The organism is Celeribacter baekdonensis, from assembly GCF_003047105.1.
GTDB lineage: Bacteria > Pseudomonadota > Alphaproteobacteria > Rhodobacterales > Rhodobacteraceae > Celeribacter > Celeribacter baekdonensis_B.
Genome location: NZ_CP028475.1, coordinates 1,862,348 through 1,878,582 on the forward strand (window position 1 = coordinate 1,862,348; position 16,235 = coordinate 1,878,582).

Annotated in this window: 17 protein-coding genes; 4 read left to right on the forward strand and 13 right to left on the reverse strand. The window is 57.6% G+C overall.

The genetic code is table 11. The features are described from left to right. Positions 1-65: 65 nt before the first annotated feature. Complete coding sequence (locus tag DA792_RS12675) at positions 66-710, reverse strand: hypothetical protein (protein ID WP_107720252.1); 645 nt, start codon at positions 708-710, stop codon at positions 66-68. A 2-nt stretch (positions 711-712) separates the two neighbouring features. Further along, positions 713-922, reverse strand: coding sequence for a hypothetical protein (locus tag DA792_RS12680; protein ID WP_107720253.1), 210 nt, complete (start codon positions 920-922; stop codon positions 713-715). 167 nt (positions 923-1,089) lie between these two features. Here DA792_RS12680 and aroQ point away from each other — a divergent pair, with 167 nt between their 5' ends. After that, on the forward strand, positions 1,090-1,527 hold the full coding sequence (gene aroQ / locus DA792_RS12685; RefSeq protein ID WP_107720254.1) for a type II 3-dehydroquinate dehydratase: 438 nt from the start codon (positions 1,090-1,092) through the stop codon (positions 1,525-1,527). 3 nt (positions 1,528-1,530) lie between these two features. Here the strand turns inward: aroQ and DA792_RS12690 are convergent, their stop codons facing one another. The 6 genes from DA792_RS12690 to DA792_RS12715 all read right to left on the reverse strand — a co-directional run bounded on the left by DA792_RS12690 (position 1,531) and on the right by DA792_RS12715 (position 6,207). Further along, entirely contained in the window at positions 1,531-2,256 is a 726-nt protein-coding gene (locus tag DA792_RS12690; RefSeq protein WP_159075263.1) for a hypothetical protein, read from the reverse strand. A gap of 135 nt (positions 2,257-2,391) precedes the next feature. After that, positions 2,392-3,420, reverse strand: coding sequence for a Holliday junction branch migration DNA helicase RuvB (gene ruvB / locus DA792_RS12695; protein ID WP_107720256.1), 1,029 nt, complete (start codon positions 3,418-3,420; stop codon positions 2,392-2,394). Between the two features lie 3 nt (positions 3,421-3,423). Then, positions 3,424-4,110, reverse strand: coding sequence for a Holliday junction branch migration protein RuvA (gene ruvA / locus DA792_RS12700; protein ID WP_107720257.1), 687 nt, complete (start codon positions 4,108-4,110; stop codon positions 3,424-3,426). Continuing rightward, positions 4,107-4,616 carry a crossover junction endodeoxyribonuclease RuvC gene (ruvC, locus tag DA792_RS12705; RefSeq protein WP_107720258.1) on the reverse strand — a complete coding sequence of 170 codons (510 nt, stop codon included), beginning with the start codon at positions 4,614-4,616 and terminating at the stop codon, positions 4,107-4,109. The genes ruvA and ruvC overlap by 4 nt, the downstream gene beginning before the upstream one ends. Before the next feature lie 256 nt (positions 4,617-4,872). Continuing rightward, on the reverse strand, positions 4,873-5,220 hold the full coding sequence (locus tag DA792_RS12710; RefSeq protein ID WP_107720259.1) for a hypothetical protein: 348 nt from the start codon (positions 5,218-5,220) through the stop codon (positions 4,873-4,875). Positions 5,221-5,334: 114 nt separating this feature from the next. Further along, positions 5,335-6,207 (reverse strand): 50S ribosomal protein L11 methyltransferase, encoded by an 873-nt coding sequence (locus DA792_RS12715; protein WP_107720260.1) that lies wholly within the window; start codon positions 6,205-6,207, stop codon positions 5,335-5,337. 470 nt (positions 6,208-6,677) lie between these two features. Between DA792_RS12715 and DA792_RS12720 the strand changes: the two genes are divergently transcribed. Next, positions 6,678-7,076, forward strand: coding sequence for a hypothetical protein (locus DA792_RS12720; protein WP_107720261.1), 399 nt, complete (start codon positions 6,678-6,680; stop codon positions 7,074-7,076). A gap of 32 nt (positions 7,077-7,108) precedes the next feature. Here DA792_RS12720 and msrA read toward each other — a convergent pair whose 3' ends face one another. Both msrA and DA792_RS12730 read right to left on the reverse strand, forming a co-directional pair. Further along, entirely contained in the window at positions 7,109-7,774 is a 666-nt protein-coding gene (msrA, locus tag DA792_RS12725; RefSeq protein WP_107720262.1) for a peptide-methionine (S)-S-oxide reductase MsrA, read from the reverse strand. Between the two features lie 107 nt (positions 7,775-7,881). Beyond that, positions 7,882-9,123, reverse strand: coding sequence for an MFS transporter (locus DA792_RS12730; protein ID WP_107720263.1), 1,242 nt, complete (start codon positions 9,121-9,123; stop codon positions 7,882-7,884). Positions 9,124-9,328: 205 nt separating this feature from the next. On the opposite strand from DA792_RS12730, the gene DA792_RS12735 reads away from it, so the two are divergent. Next, a complete protein-coding gene (locus DA792_RS12735; RefSeq protein WP_107720264.1) occupies positions 9,329-10,408 on the forward strand; it encodes a YeeE/YedE family protein in 1,080 nt (359 codons plus the stop codon). Between the two features lie 76 nt (positions 10,409-10,484). Here DA792_RS12735 and DA792_RS12740 read toward each other — a convergent pair whose 3' ends face one another. After that, the gene (locus tag DA792_RS12740; RefSeq protein ID WP_107720265.1) at positions 10,485-12,680 is read right to left on the reverse strand and encodes a primosomal protein N'; all 2,196 of its coding nucleotides are present in this window, start codon (positions 12,678-12,680) and stop codon (positions 10,485-10,487) included. A gap of 109 nt (positions 12,681-12,789) precedes the next feature. Between DA792_RS12740 and fsa the strand changes: the two genes are divergently transcribed. Next, positions 12,790-13,443, forward strand: coding sequence for a fructose-6-phosphate aldolase (fsa, locus tag DA792_RS12745; protein WP_107720266.1), 654 nt, complete (start codon positions 12,790-12,792; stop codon positions 13,441-13,443). Positions 13,444-13,505: 62 nt separating this feature from the next. Here fsa and DA792_RS12750 read toward each other — a convergent pair whose 3' ends face one another. Together DA792_RS12750 and DA792_RS12755 are read right to left on the reverse strand one after the other, a co-directional pair. Beyond that, positions 13,506-14,642 (reverse strand): cytochrome-c peroxidase, encoded by a 1,137-nt coding sequence (locus DA792_RS12750; protein WP_107720267.1) that lies wholly within the window; start codon positions 14,640-14,642, stop codon positions 13,506-13,508. A 253-nt stretch (positions 14,643-14,895) separates the two neighbouring features. Continuing rightward, complete coding sequence (locus tag DA792_RS12755; RefSeq protein WP_254679242.1) at positions 14,896-16,215, reverse strand: UbiA family prenyltransferase; 1,320 nt, start codon at positions 16,213-16,215, stop codon at positions 14,896-14,898. Positions 16,216-16,235 lie beyond the last annotated feature (20 nt).

Below are 16,235 nucleotides of genomic sequence, written 5' to 3' on the forward strand. Positions count from 1 at the left end.
GATCGCGTGCAAGCCCGCCATAATCGCGTGCAAGCCCGCCATAAAAGGGACGACCAAAGGTCAGATTATCCCGCCATCACCCGCGCATAAAGCCTGAGCGCATGAGACGCCTCGCGTGCGGCAGAGGGCAACATCGGATCGTAAGCCGCGCGCAACAGGTTTGCCACATCCGGGCGGATCACCGTACCTGCGGGTGACAGCGCCAAGGGACTGTCTTGGGTGAACGCCGCATCAGACCAGAGCAGCATCGCCTGAACCGCCTGCGACAATGCGATCACTTCGGCGGGGACCTCCGCCATCGCGTCACTCATGCGCACAAAGGTAAAGCATGCCTTGATCGCACCCGCATCATCAAACCGGAAGGCGCGATATTGATGGGCATTCTTGGCCTGAAGCGTCTCAACCCGCGCTGCCAAATCGGGGATCAGATCGCCCATATGCGGCACATCCAAAAGCTCGGCCCAATCGGACAGGAAAAACACCATCAGGTTTGACCCCAACTCCGGGTCCATTTCCTCGATCCGGTGGCCCGCGATGGCGACACAGGCCTCGATCGCACTTTTAACCACGGTGAGGGTTTCGTCCTCGACGCCAAACACCACCGGCGAAATCGGCCGCCCCCAGCGGGCAAACACATAGTCCCCGCTTGCGCGCGTGAAAAACGCCTCAACCTGTTCTGGTGTGGCCTGTTCCGTGCTGTCCGTGCTCATGTTCACTCCGCCGTTTGCACCGCTGTTTGCGATGTCTCGCCATATTTCGGCACAGCAATACCACGCTGTGCCATGATGTTCAAAAGCGAGGCCGGAATGGGCCGACAGCCGCAATGGGCAGTATGCTCCAAATGCCAGCTCAGGCGTTCTTCGGTGGTTGGATTTTTGTCCATCGGGTGGTCTGCATGCCACTCTTTGTTCAGTTTGCTCATTGATTTCGCTCCCCTGATTATGCATGCGGTAACATGCCTTGCGGCTTTGTCCAATCCTCATATTTCACCCAAACGATACGAGGCAAAACCGCCTCAGCTCTTGCACTGCGCCCGGGGCTCTGCATAACTCACACCCAACACCGCATTTCGGCATCAGTGAGGGCCCTATGAACAAGAAAATCTATATCCTGAACGGGCCGAACCTCAATCTTTTGGGCAAACGCCAACCTGAGATTTATGGCGCAGACACTTTGGCCGATGTCGAAGCGCTCTGTATGCGCGAAGCCACAACGCAGGGGCTGGACATCGTGTTTGCCCAGTCAAACCATGAGGGTGAGATCATTGATCTGATCCATGAGGCGCGTGACACAGCAGCCGGAATCGTGATCAACCCCGCCGCCTATACCCACACCTCGGTCGCCATTCTGGACGCGTTAAATACGTTCGACGGCCCGGTGATTGAGGTCCACATCTCTCAGGTCCACAAACGCGAAACCTTCCGCCACAAGTCCTACGTGTCAATGCGTGCGGATGCGGTGATGGCCGGGTTTGGGGTCCATGGCTATGCCTTGGCTGTGGCTCATATGGGCAAACTCTTAGGGTAAGCCTCATTTCGCCTTGGCAAAGACCTCGCCTACGGTCGTCGGCAAGGGAATGCCCTTCGGATTTCCCCAAAGTCGCACACCTGTCTCAGCCTCCCACAGCGCCACGATCACGGCAGATCCATCACCGTTCATTGCAATGGCACCAAATGTGTCGGTACAATTGTGGGGCTGGCATCCCGACGCGGTAAGCCACCCTCGGTCCCACGACATCTTTATGCCAACCTGAAGAATTCTACGGGCATCTGCCAAGTCTGCCGCGGACATGAACGACAAAAAATAGGCCTCCCAGTCCGCATCCCCTATTGGCTCTGAGACATGGTGTCCTTCCCAACCCGACACAGTCGCAACCCCAACCTGTTTGCGCTCTCCTGGCACCTCACGAATGCCGCGCCCGTCGTAGACAAATGTGACGCTATGGTTCGCGCCCGTTCGCATCGACGGCATACTGACCGACACGGTTTCACTATCATAGGTGACATCAAACGAGTCAGAACATGTGCCAAACCTCTCGCTCAAACGAACAGCACCTGGAACGGAATGCGCCCAGACGAATTGCGCCGGACAGCCATTGCCGCCAAAAGAATAAGAAATCAGCAAGAGATCACCGATCTGATAAGGAAAGCTGATGTACCGTACACCCTCGGGCAAAGACAGCCGCGTGTCACCGATATAAGCCGCGTTGTCTGGATAGGTCCCAACCTCCCGCGCAAGCCCTGCACGGGTTTGCACAGAATCCTGTGCCCAAAGGCTCAGAGGCAAAAAACAAAGACAAACAGCACTCAAAAAACGCAACATAGCCGATACCCGCAAAAATGATTGTCATAGTTACGCGTTGAACGGAGCATGAGGTCAAGCCCCCAGGCCTCACCCGCCAAACAGTTCCGACTGATCCGGGCCTTTTGGGGCCTGCATCCCCAGATGGTGCCATGATTTTTGCGTCAACATCCGGCCGCGCGGAGTGCGTTGGATCAGACCTTGTTGCAACAGATAGGGTTCGATCACATCCTCGATCGCATCACGGCTCTCTGATAAGGCGGCGGCGAGGGTTTCCACACCCACTGGCCCGCCTTGGTAATTCTCCGCGATCAGGCGTAAATACCGCCGATCCGCGCCATCAAGACCCAAAAGGTCCACGCCCAGCCGGGTCAGAGACCTGTCAGCCAGCTCTTTGGAAATCCGACCACCGCCTTCGACCACCGCAAAATCCACCACCCGACGGAGCAACCGACCGGCGATGCGTGGCGTGCCACGGGCGCGTTTGGCGATCTCAAGCGCACCGGCATCCTCGGTTGGAATATCCAACAGACGCGCGCCACGGGTGACAATTTCATGCAACTCCTGTGTGGTGTAAAATTGCAGTCGGGTCGGGATGCCAAAACGGTCGCGCAACGGCGTGGTCAAAAGCCCAAGCCGGGTGGTCGCGCCGACCAGCGTGAAGGGCTGCAATTCAATGCGCACCGTGCGCGCAGCGGGGCCTTCGCCAATCACCAGATCAAGTTCGAAATCCTCCATCGCCGGATAGAGAATTTCCTCGACCACCGGGTTCATCCGGTGAATTTCGTCGATAAACAACACGTCGCGCGCGTCCAGATTGGTCAGGATCGCCGCCAAATCGCCCGCGCGTGCCAAAACCGGCCCGGAGGTCATTTTGAAATTCACGCCCAATTCGCGCGCCATGATTTGCGCCAGCGTGGTTTTGCCCAATCCCGGCGGACCGTGAAACAACACATGATCCATCGCCTCTTCGCGCATCCGGGCGCTCTCGATGAACACGGCCAAGTTGGCACGGGCCTCGTGTTGGCCGATGAATTCGCTCAACACCTGCGGGCGCAGGGCGCGGTCGGCATCCTCTGGTCGGCGCCCAGCGCGCAGGGTTGGGTCAGGCTGATCCATCTTTTACCCTTTCGGCGCAAGCAGTTTGAGCGCCGCACGGATCAAGGCCGAGGTGTCGGCCTCCGGCGCATCTTGGGCGGATTGCGCCACGGCCTGAACCGCGTCCGACGGCGAATAGCCAAGATTTTGCAGCGCTGACATCGCCTCGGCCTCAGATGAGGCATTGGGTTTGGCCACAGGGGCTTTGGAGGGGCGGGATTTCGGTGCGGGCGCGTCGGCCTCGATCACCTCGTCCATACCCGGCGCCTCGGCCAAGGTTTTGGCCAATGTGCCCCCCATCGCCATCACGGCGGGGGCTTTGTCTTTCAATTCATTGACGACGCGCTGCGCGATCTTTGGCCCGACGCCCGGCGCGGCCTTGACCGCGTTCCAATCGCCCAAGGCAATCGCGCGACCCGTGGCCTCCGGCCCCAATGTCCCGAGCACCGCCATCGCCGCCTTTGATCCGATGCCTTGAACCGAGATCAACAGCCGATACCATTCCTTTTCCAACAGGGAGGAAAAGCCGAACAATTGCATCAAATCTTCGCGCACCAACATGTCGGTATAGAGCGACACCGGCGCGCCCTGCCCCGGCAGGCTCATCCGGGTGCGTTCGTTGATGTGGACAATATAGCCGACACCGCGCACGTCGATCATCACGTGATCCGTGCCGATATAGTCGATGACGCCTGTTAATTTACCAATCATGCTGAGGCCCTTTTGACCGCATCCGCGAGGCGGGAATTTGAATGTGCATGGAAAGAATGACAAATCGCAATGGCCAGCGCATCCACCGCATCCGCGCCCGCGAGTTTTGCGCCGGGCAATTGCAGTTTGATCATATGCTCCACCTGTTGCTTGGCGGCATGGCCGACGCCGACAACGGCCTTTTTCACCGCATTCGGAGCATATTCTCCGATCGGCAGGCCCGCGCGCGCCGGGGCCAAAAGCGCCACGGCACGAGCCTGGCCGAGTTTGAGCGTGGCAACAGCGTCTTTGTTGACAAAGGTCTGTTCGACGGCGGCACAATCAGGCGCGTAGGTGGCAACCACGTCTGAAAGCTGGTCAAACAGCGACAAAAGCCGGATCGCGAGGTCGTCGGAGGCCAAGGAATGGCAAATGCCATTGGCCACATGGCTGATGCGCGAGCCTTGAACATCAATGATGCCCCAGCCCATATTGCGCAGCCCCGGGTCGATGCCCATCACTCGCATGGTCTCATCCTGCTCGTTTGTTTTTAGTTAAAAGGGAGTTAGCACGAAACAAGAACATTTGCCAAGACAAAGCTGTCTTTGGGGACGGATTGGTCTGTTCTTCGGGGAGATGACACTGTCGCCCTGTGCGCGATCAAAGCATGAGATCAAACATGTGAAAACCCGCACCGGAGGGAGGTGCGGGTTTTGACGTGGATGAGACAGAAGGCGGCGCATTGGGGAAACAGCCGCACGTCAGGCCCCGGAATATCTTGTCTTAGCTTAGCAACATTTTGCCCTGAAGCGCGATCCAGACCGTGATCGGATCTGCGGCCATAACCCAAGCCCCAGCCTGTTCAATCACAGTGCCAGACGCGAGTTCGCTCACGCGGTTTGTGTAAGTGGCGGAGCCCAGCGTCGCATAAAGCACCGCCTTAAAAGCAATCACCCCCGCAAGGGCGAAAAAAGCAAGGTGCAATGGGCGGCGCATGCCGCGGCGACGCGGGCGTGCGATGATCAGGCCATCTTGGTTAACGGAGTACACGACACCGTGGCTGAGCGCACGACGACGCGCCTCAATCCGGGTCACTCTTTTCTCTAATTGCTGCGAACCGGCGTAAGCCATGGCAGCCTCCTCATACATCGGCCCCCACCGACAATGACAAGATTGCGGCGAAATGTGGCAGAATTGGGGCAAACTGGCCCAAAGCAGGCAAAACCGGGGCTTTTCCCGCTATTTTTAGGAAACCCGCGCCATAGTGAGCGTTGTCCAGTCAACAATCTCAGTGCGATCCACAAGATTAAATCCAGAGCGTGTATAAACCGAAATCACGTCCTCCGCCTGCGGGTTGAGAATCCCTGAGAGAATCACATAGCCACCCGGCTGAACATGGGCGGCCATGTCGGGCGCGAGAGCCACAAGCGGGCCTTTGAGGATGTTGGCAAAGACCAAATCAAACGGCGCGGCCTCAGCCAAATCTTTATGGTTAAAGCCCGCCGCCTCGACACAGAGCACACGCCCCGTAAGATCATTGGCATCGACATTGCTTTGCGCCACATCAACGGCCACTTCGTCGATGTCCGAAGCCAAAACCACCTTGTCCGACACTTTCGCCGCAGCCATGCCCAAAACAGCGGTGCCGCAGCCGATGTCTGCGACGTTTTCAAAACGCTTACCCGCGTCCAGCAATGTATCAAGCGCCCGAAGACATCCCAAAGTGGTGCCATGATGCCCGGTGCCAAAAGCCATCGCCGCCTCAATCAAAAGGCCGATCTTGCCCTCGGGCAACTTATCGGCATCATGACCGCCATAGACAAAAAACCGCCCCGCCTCGACCGGGGACAGATCCCGGCGCACTTTCGCGACCCAATCTGTGTCCGGCACGTCGGAAATGATAAAATCACGCGCGCCATGCATTTTGGCCAAAAGCGCCAGTTCGATGTCATTGGGTTCGTCGGTGAAATAGGCTGCAACCTCCCAAAGACCTGAGCCATCTTCCATTTCAAACACACCAACACCGGTCGGCTCTGGCATGATGGTCTCAAGCGCTTCACCCAAAGCATCGGCTTTGGCTTTGGCATCGGTTTTGGTGAAGGCGGTGTAGGTGGTCATGGCGGCTCTCCGGTTGGCTTTGGCCCAGTGGCTTTGTCCCATTGGCAACATGCCAATGTAAAGCGTTTGGGACAGCCGGTGTTGATTGTTTTCGAAACATATGCGCCCGAGGCAAGGGACGCGACAGTGTGCCCCCGGCCCGACGTTCAGACCGCTTTAGGTCCAAGTCACAGACGACTCAAGGGGGTGGCGGGGGATATCTGCGTGCAAAACCTGTTTCGCGCCTGCCAAAGCTTTATGCACACATTCTTTTCGCGACTACATCCATGGCAAAACTCAAACCATTCGAGATTTACAGCATCAATTTTGCTACCCTAAGTTGACTGATCCCGATGATGCGCCGACCCTTACAGTTGAGCGCTTGTTTCCTGTTTTCACTCCCTGTTTTCACTCCTGTTTCTCAGTGACCCGCTCGCATTTACCCCAAGTCACATGTTGCTACACCCTCTCATCTCAGTCAGGCCAATGCCATGTATTCCCATACTCCATATTCCCGGCGCTATATCGCCATCCCCTATTTCACGCTCGCCTTTTTGATCGGCTTTCTAGGCTGGCAGATTTGCGTCGGCTTCGGCGTCTCGTTTCGCTCTGACCCGTCAGCCCTGTCCAGACTGTTCGCCAAAACATTGATCTGGGGGAGTGTGATCTATGCCCTTGCCGTGATGGGCCTTTTGATCGCCATCGTCTGGACAGTGTCCACAAGACTGGGCTTTAGCCGGCACCGCAAAAAGCAACAGATGAAAATATGTTTGTATCTGTTCATCGCGGGGATCGGCCTGTCTCTGTTGGGGATAGCCATAGATCTGACCAACGCACCGCCGTTGGATATCCTCTATACCCCGCTTCTCAATGCGGATTTGGACACCTGATCGGGTCACGCTTTGTCCTTGGCTGTCACAGATTATGAAAGACCGGTCGCCACCCCAACGCCAATCGGACAGCTCACGCCCGTGCCTCCGATCCCGCAATAGCCTTGAGGATTTTTGGCCAGATATTGTTGATGATAGGCTTCGGCATAATAAAACGCCCCTGCGGGCAGCACTTCCGTGGTGATGGCGCCAAAGCCCTTGTCCTGAAGCAAGACGTTATAGCCCGCAAGACTGGCCTCCGCGGCGTGATGTTGCGCGGGCGTGGTGTAATAAATGCCGGACCGATATTGTGTGCCTTGGTCATTGCCCTGGCGCATGCCTTGGGTCGGATCGTGACCCTCCCAAAACACCGACAACAAAGCCTCATAGCTGATCTTGGCAGGATCATAGACCACGCGCACCACCTCATTGTGGCCGGTTTTGCCGGAACACACCTCTTCATAGGTCGGGTTGGGCGTATAGCCCGCAGCATATCCTACTGCGGTGTTGATCACCCCCGGCACTTGCCAAAAGATGCGCTCAACGCCCCAAAAACAGCCCATGCCAAACACCGCCTCTTCCTGCCCCTCGGCGAGAGGTTCAATCAAAGGCCGGTGAAAGACAAAATGCTCATCCGCCGTCGGGATCGGCGTGGTCCGTCCAGACAGTGCCTCATCTGGCGTGGGCATGGATCGTTTCTTGGTCAAAGCACCGAACATCGCAAATCTCCATTGTCACCGTTTCATACCAGAATATAGGTCAGACTGCGGATCAAACCAGAGGTGGGATCACTCTGCCCGATTATTTGGCCGATCACTCGGCCAGATCACTCGGCCGGTGTTGTGGCGCGCACCAAAGGCAAAAACCGCCATTCATTGCCCTTTTCGGGATGGCGCGGGATGAGTGAGGCCAAGCCCAAAGACACCATCGCCATCGCAGCCGCCAAGATGAACACCCCGTCAGGCGACACCACCCAAAGATACCCCAGCAGCGCAGGCAAAAACACCGCTGCGATGTGGTTGATGGTAAAGGCCACGGCGGCCGTGGGGGCGATGTCTTGCGGGTCTGCGATCTTTTGGAAATAGGTTTTGAGCGCAAAGGCCAAACCAAACAACATGTGATCAATGACATAAAGCGTCGCCGCAATCACCACGCCCCAGCCCAGCCAATAGATGCCACCATAGGCCAAAAACACCACCGTCAGGCCGATATATTCAAACATCAACACAAAGCGCTCGCCTTTGCGGGCAACGATTTGGCCCATGAAGGGGGCGACGACCATATTGGCGACGAAATTGATCAAAAACAGGGCCGTCACCTGATGCACTTCAAAGCCGAATTTCTCGACCATCATGAAGGCGGCGAAGACGACAAAAATCTGCCGCCGCGCCCCCGCCATGAATTGCAGCGCGTAATAGAGGCCATAGCGACGTTTGAGCACGAAACTTTTGGTTTGCGGATGCGGCGATTGGAACTGCGGATAGGCAAGGAACGCGAACACCGCCACCACCGCCGTAAACCCGCCCGACACCATGTAGACAAAGCCATAGGACAGATCGAACGTCTTCCACGTCACCACCAACAGCCCATAAGCCACCAAGGAGGCCGCAGATCCCGCCGCCACAAGCCGCCCGATCACAATCGGGGCCCGCTCTTTCGTCAACCATTGCAATTGCAGCGATTGGTTCACCGTTTCGAAATAGTGAAAGCCGATGGATGACAACATGGTGATGGTCAAAATCCCACCCAATGAGGGGAAAAACGCGGTTACAGCCGTGGCCGCGCCCAAAAGCAAAAGCGCCGCAATCCCCAACACCTGTTCGCGGATGAACATGATCAAGGCAATCACACCGATGGCCAAAAATCCGGGGATCTCGCGCACCGAATGCAACCAACCGATTTCCACCCCGGTGAACCCGGCGGCCTCAATGACAAAGTTGTTGAGCAGCGCATTCCATGTGGCAAAGGCCACAGGCATTGCAAAGGCCATGAGGAACAACAACGATTCAGGCCTGCGCCACAGCGGCAGGGACCCGGTTTCAGACAGGGGGATCGGCATTTTTTTCATCCCATTTCCTTACGGCGCGATGTGGATTTTGGATAGCCAGAATTCTTGCACACCCCCCTACGCGCTGCACAAAACCCTTGGCACAGACGCCCAAAGAGCCTCAGGATGCATTCAAACATGCGAAACCATGTGACTTAGATCAAGGCACGCCCCTGCCCTGCCCCTAAACTCAGTCAAATTTCGCGCGCGGGAGGACATCTACAGCATGGACATTTTAGCCCTTGTCGAACGGATCGGCGAAAGCCCAACTGCGGCGTTGTTTGGTCTGGTCACCGGTCTCATTTTTGGCGTCTCGGCGCAGAGATCGCAGTTTTGCCTGCGTGCCGCCACGGTCGAGTTCGCCCATGGCAAAGGCATCGACGGCAAGCTTGGGCCGAAAGTGGCGGTTTGGCTTTTGACCCTCTCGACCGCCATCGTCTGGGTACAGGGCGCGCAGATGCTGGGCCTGTTTCGCGCCTCTGATGCACGCATTATGGCCGTGCCCGGATCATGGTCCGGGGCCATCATTGGCGGGTTGATGTTTGGCGCGGGCATGGTGTTGTCGCGCGGCTGTTCGGGCCGCCTTTTGGTTCTGGCCGCCACCGGAAATCTGCGCTCGGTGGTCTCCGGTCTGATCTTTGCCGTCACCGCCCAAATGAGCCTCCACGGCATCCTCGCCCCCTACCGCGACACATTGGCCAGCCTGTCGATCACGCCGGGAGGCGAAAACGTCAACCTTTTGAATGCGCTACACTTGCCTTCAGGCACAGGGCTGGTGCTTGGCTTGGCCTTCGCGGCCCTCGCACTCTACCTCGCTGCCCGCCATCAGATCGGGCCAAAGACATGGATTTTCGCCTCAGGCGTTGGCTTTTCGGTCGCGGTCGGTTGGGTCCTTACATGGTCCTTGGCACAAATCGCCTTTGACCCGGTGCCGGTCACCTCGGCCACCTTCTCCGGCCCTTCCGCCAACACATTGATGTTTTTCTTAGACCGAAACGCAGTGTTGGAATTTGACGTCGGGCTTGTTCCCGGCGTCGTGCTCGGGGCGTTTTTGGCCGCGCTGATCTCGGGGGAATTCCGTTGGCAAAGCTTTGATTCCGTGCCCGTCATGCGCAAGTCGATGATCGGCGCGGTGCTGATGGGGTTCGGCGCCATGCTCGCGGGGGGCTGCGCCATCGGTAACGGCGTCACTGGCGGATCGGTCTTTGCCGCCACAGCTTGGCTCGCTCTGTTGAGCATGTGGATCGGTGCGATTGCCACGACACTCGTCTTTGATCGCCAAGCGAATCCTGCGCTGGCCTGCTAGCTCGCGTATTCTTTTGTCCTAAAATATCCTGGGGTGAATTGTGCCGCAGGCGCAAGAGGGGCAAAGCCCCTTCCTTTTACCAAAACGACTGCGGATCAATGTCGATCTGAAGACGCACAGAATTGGGCCATTTCACCTGCCCGACCCAGGCGCTGATCGCCGCCTGCAATGGCGCGGCTTTCTCTGCTTTGATCAACAACCGCACCCGATGTTTGCCGCGCACCCGCGCAATCGGTGCGGGCGCGGGACCATAGAGTTGCGCGCCAACGCGCTGCAATGGCCCCGCCAGACGCGCAAGATGATTGGCCACATCCATCACCTGCGCCACATCTGGGCCTGACAGGATGATCCCCGCCATCCGCCCATAGGGCGGCACCCCGGCCATTTTGCGCTCGGCGGCCTCCGCGCGCCAAAACCCCTCTTCATCCCCGGCGATGATCGCTCGGATCACCGGATGTTCTGGCTGATAGGTCTGCAACAAAGCCACGCCTTTTTTCGCCGCCCGCCCCGCCCGGCCCGCCACCTGACGCATCAATTGAAACGTATGCTCAGCGGCGCGCAGGTCCGATCCTTGCAGACCAAGATCGGCATCAATCACGCCGACAAGCGTGAGGTTCGGGAAATTGTGGCCTTTGGCCACCAATTGCGTGCCGATGATGATGTCGGTGTCGCCCTGTGCGATCTGGCGGATTTGATCTTTGAGCGCGCGGGCCGACGCGAAAAGATCCGAGGACAGCACCGCGCATTTGGCATTTGGAAACCGCTCTGCCACCTCTTCGGCCAACCGTTCGACACCGGGACCGACGGGGGCCAATCGCCCCTCGACCTTGCAGGACGGACAGGCCGTGGGCATCGGTTTGGTTTCGCCGCATTGATGGCACATCAGGCGGCCCAAGAACCGATGTTCAACCATCCGCGCATCGCAGTGATCGCAGGCGATTTGGTGCCCACAAGCCCGACAAATCGTCACCGGGGCAAAGCCGCGCCGGTTGAGGAACAACAGGCTTTGTTCACCCAATTCCATCCGTTTGCGCACCGAGCGCGCCAGAGCCTCAGAAATGAACTGGGTCGATGGCAATTTCTCGACCCGCATGTCCAAAGCATGCATATCTGGCATCACCGCCGGGCCAAATCGGCTTTCCAGATCAAGGCGGTGGTATTTGCCCGCCTCAACATTGGCCCAGGTTTCAAGCGAGGGCGTGGCCGAGGCCAAAACCACGGCAGCCGAACACAGCGAGGCGCGCAGCACCGCCATGTCGCGGGCATTGTAAAGCACGCCGTCCTCTTGTTTATACGATCCGTCATGTTCCTCATCGACCACGATCAGACCAAGATTTTGGAACGGCAAAAACAGCGCCGAGCGCGCGCCGATCACCACTTGTGCCCCGCCGATACCAACCATTTTCCACACTCGGCGGCGTTCGGTCATAGTCACGCCCGAATGCCATTCGGCGGGGCGCGCGCCAAAACGGTCCTCGAACCGGGTGAGAAATTCTGCCGTCAGGGCAATTTCGGGCAGGAGCACCAAGGCCTGACGCCCTTTGGCGAGACAGGCGGCGACGGCCTCCAAATAGACCTCGGTCTTGCCCGATCCGGTGACGCCCTTCAAAAGCGTGGTGGAATAGGCCTCGGCGGAGACCGCAGTGCGCAGCGCCATGGCGGCCCCGATTTGGGCATCGGTCAACTCTTTGCCCGGGGCGCTCGCATCCAGTCGCGGATAGGGCAGATCACGCGGGCAATCTTCTTCGCATACAGCCCCCGAGGGCACCATGCCTTTGATCACCGAGGGCGTCACCCCCGCCGTTTCGGCCAGTTCTTTGAGCGTAAAAGACAGCCCGCCGTACTCTTCTAATGTGTCGATCACCCGCGTGCGGGCCTCGGTTTCGCGCGGCGGACGGCCTGTCCCACGCAGGTAAATCTTGCGCATCGACGGCGGGTTCATCAGCCCCGGTGCGCGTGTCGCAAGCCGCAGCATCGCGGTCATCGGGGTCAGCGTATAGGCGGCGGTCTTTTCCAAAAACTGCCGCATCTCCTCGCGCATCGGTGCGACATCCAAGACATGCGACACGGAGCGGGCCTTTTTCAGGTCAAACCCACCGGCCCCCGGCCCCCAGACACAGCCCAACACTTTGCGCGGTCCAAGTGGGACTTCGACAAAAGCACCGCGCGCCACGCCGCCCTCAGGCGCCTTGTAATCAAGGAGCCGATCAATCGGTTCGGTCGTCAACACCGCGACCAACGCGCCGTCAGAATAATGCTCTGCCTCATCCATGAGAGAGTGATACGGCTTTTGACCGATCCTCACCAGACCCCCTTTCTTAGAGCGCTAACATGCACTATGACTCCCCCGTAAATTCAGGCGCATGAAGAGGAGCCGCCCCATGAAATTCTTTGTCGATACCGCTGATGTGGATGCAATCCGCGAACTCAACGACCTTGGCTTTGTGGACGGTGTCACCACCAACCCGTCACTGATCAAGAAATCCGGTCGTGACATTTTGGAAGTGACCAAAGAGATTTGCGACATGGTCGATGGGCCTGTCTCGGCTGAAGTTGTGGCGCTTGATTTCGACAGCATGGTCGCCGAAGGCCGCAAACTGGCGACGATTGCCGACAATGTCGTGATCAAACTGCCGCTGACGCTGGACGGGTTGAAAGCCTGTAAATTACTGTCCGGCGAGGGCCATAAAATCAACGTGACCCTGTGTTTCTCCGCCAACCAAGCCTTGCTCGCCGCCAAAGCCGGCGCGACCTATATTTCGCCCTTCATCGGGCGTCTCGATGACATCAACATCGACGGGCTTGAGCTGATCGAAGACATCCGCACGATCTACGACAACTACGGTTTTGAGACCGAAATCCTGGCCGCCTCGATCCGCACCGTGAACCATATTTCCGATTGCGCAAAAATCGGTGCCGACGTGATCACCGCCCCCGCGAATGTGATCAAAGCCATGGCCAGCCATGTTTTGACCGACAAGGGCCTTGAGCAGTTTGTCAAAGACGCCAAAGACGCCGGGATCAAAATCGTCTGATCCATGTCGGTTTAAAAAAGGAAACGCCCTCGCAATTTGCGGGGGCGTTTTTGTTTCGGCGCTCAGTTGGCGGCCTGTAACAACGGCTCATAGCGCTTGTCGGTGAGGGTTTTCATGAACGCCACCAATGCGTCGATCTCGCGATCTTCCAAGGCCGGGCCTGTGGTCAACTCCTCCATCGACAAAGTCTCTGACACCTCCGGCGCACGGAATGGATCACCCGTTTCCGGGTTGATTTTGCGCGCCTCAGATTTGGTGTTGTAGGTGTTATAAAACAGGACGACCGTGCGCAGGTCAGCAAACACGCCGTTGTGCATATAGGGTCCGGTCACCGCAACATTGCGCAGGGTTGGCACTTTGTAGCGACCCACAGTCTGCGGCGCGTCGCCCACTTCTGGGTTGGAGGCCAAGCCCCGGTCCAACGTGCCCGGTGCCACACCATTGAGCGCACGCAGATCAAGATTTTCGGGCACGCCGATGTTGTGATATTCGTAATTGGTAAAGGTCTCGCCCTCGGTGCCCGGCTGCGGTTTAAGCTGATGGCAGACGTTGCAATTGGTGAATTGCTGCGAGAAAAACAGGGTTTCCCCCAAAAGCTCTTCGCGCGTCAGCTCCGCCTCACCGCGGATGTATCGGTCATATTTGCTGTCAAAGGGCGAAAACAAATCGGTGCGCTCAAAGGCGGCAATGGCTTTGGTCATTGCGGCATAGGCTTCGTCTGAATCAGAGAAAATCTCATCCCCAAACAGAGTTTTGAACGCCGTGACATAGGCCGGGTTCTCAGCCAGCCGTGCCACAACGGCGCCTGCGTCGGCCATGCCCATTTCAATTGGGTTCAACGGCGGTCCACCCGCTTGGTCCTCCAACGTCGCAGCCCGGCCATCCAAAAATTGCCCACCGGCCCAAACGCCTTCGGCCTTCTCGAAAAACACCGGCGCAAAATGGGCATAGGCGGCGGTGGGCGCGTTGCGATCTCCGATCGACACACCGTCATCACCCGGCGAAGCCACACCGCGCGGATCGGCAAAGCCATGTTCGGGGTCATGACAAGAGGCGCAGGACTCGCTTCGATTTTGCGACAGGTTCACATCGAAAAACAGAGATTCTCCCAAGCTCTCCAGTGTCTCGGACGCGGCGGGTGTCGTCGCCAAACATGTCAGAGAAACGAGGGCGGCGCAGAGAGGGCGGACATGTGTCATGCGGTCAGCTTTCCAGTGGCTCAACGAGGAGGCGGATATACCACCCCTATTAGTTGACCTTTTCACTCGGAAAATTGATCGAGGTCAAGAGCCGAGGAAAAATGTGATCGACACCAACAGAATCAACTCAGCGCCCCACCAATGGCAAAGCCCACCGCCAACAAGCCGCAGATGCGTGAAATCCGGTCTTTGACAGCAAAGACAATCGGATCGTCATGCATTTCGCCGCGATGGGTCGTCATCACGATCCAGCTCACCCAGAACAGTAAAACAAGGCAAATCCCCAAAGCACCGACGGGTTTGAATACAACAGGCTGACTTGTGGTGAGTTCATATAGAGCGCCAAAACCAGCACCGAGACATAGCCCGAGGCCAGCGCCATTTGCGAAATAATGCTCAAATCATCGACATGATAGCCACGCCCAGAGGTCGAGAGTTTCCCCGCTTTGGCTGTATCCACCAGCTCGGCTTGGCGTTTGACGGCCGCGAGGGAAAAGAACAAAAACACCGAAAAGGCCAAGAGCCAGACCGACAAAGGCACCGAGGAGGCCACACCTCCGGCGATGATCCGCATCGTGTAAAGCCCGGCCAAAACGCAGATATCAATCACCATGCGGCGTTTGAAATAAAGCGAATATCCCGTGGTCATGGCGTAATAACAGAGCATGACAAAGAGAAATAATGGGCTGATCAAAAGCGATAAAACAAAGCCCGCTGCAAACAATCCACCCGCCAATCCAGTTCCATGAGCAATGGGCAATGTGCCCGAGGCAAAGGGCCGTTTGCATTTGCGCGGGTGCGCCCGATCAGCGGCCAAATCCAAAAGATCGTTGAGCACATAGACCGAGGAGGCAACCAGAGAGAAGGCGCAAAAAGCCAGAAAGCTGGTGAAAAACGCGGCGAAATTCAACTGGTGCCCCAGGAGCATCGGTAAAAACACCAAGATGTTTTTGAGCCACTGATGTGGGCGCAGCGCTTTGAGATAGGGTTTGTAATCCGTCTCAGCCGTGCCCAAATGCTCGACCTCGACACCAAGCCCGGCTGCTTTTGCGCGCAAATCCGCCGGCGCATTGACCGTAATCGCGCGCCCTGCCCCAGCCCAGACCAACAGATCCGCCTCATGATCGCCCATGTAAGCATAAGATTTTGCGCCATAGCGATCGGTCAAAAACGCGGCCTTATTGTCACCTTTGAGATTGTTGATTCCGTCCGACCCATGCACCTCGTCAAACAGATCAAGATGCGCAGCGATCCGGTTGGCCAGCCCTTGATCTGAAGCGGTCACAAGCGCGGTTTTGCCGCCCGCCGCGCGCCAGTTGCGGATATAGTCGATCACGTCGTCATTGTAGGGCAGCGTTTCGACCACCACATCCGAGGCATCCGCCAGCGCACGTTTGAGCGCCGCCTTGCCGCCTGACAATGCCTTTACCGCCGCAAGCGCCGTGCGCCAATCTTTGGTCGCGGCACTCCAAAAGCTCTCATAGAGCATGTCGGATTTTAACAGCGTTCCGTCCAAATCCACGGCCAAAACCAAATCGGCTTTCGCCGCGCCCATCACTGGAGCATCGCTCATACCATCTCACCTCATCCAAC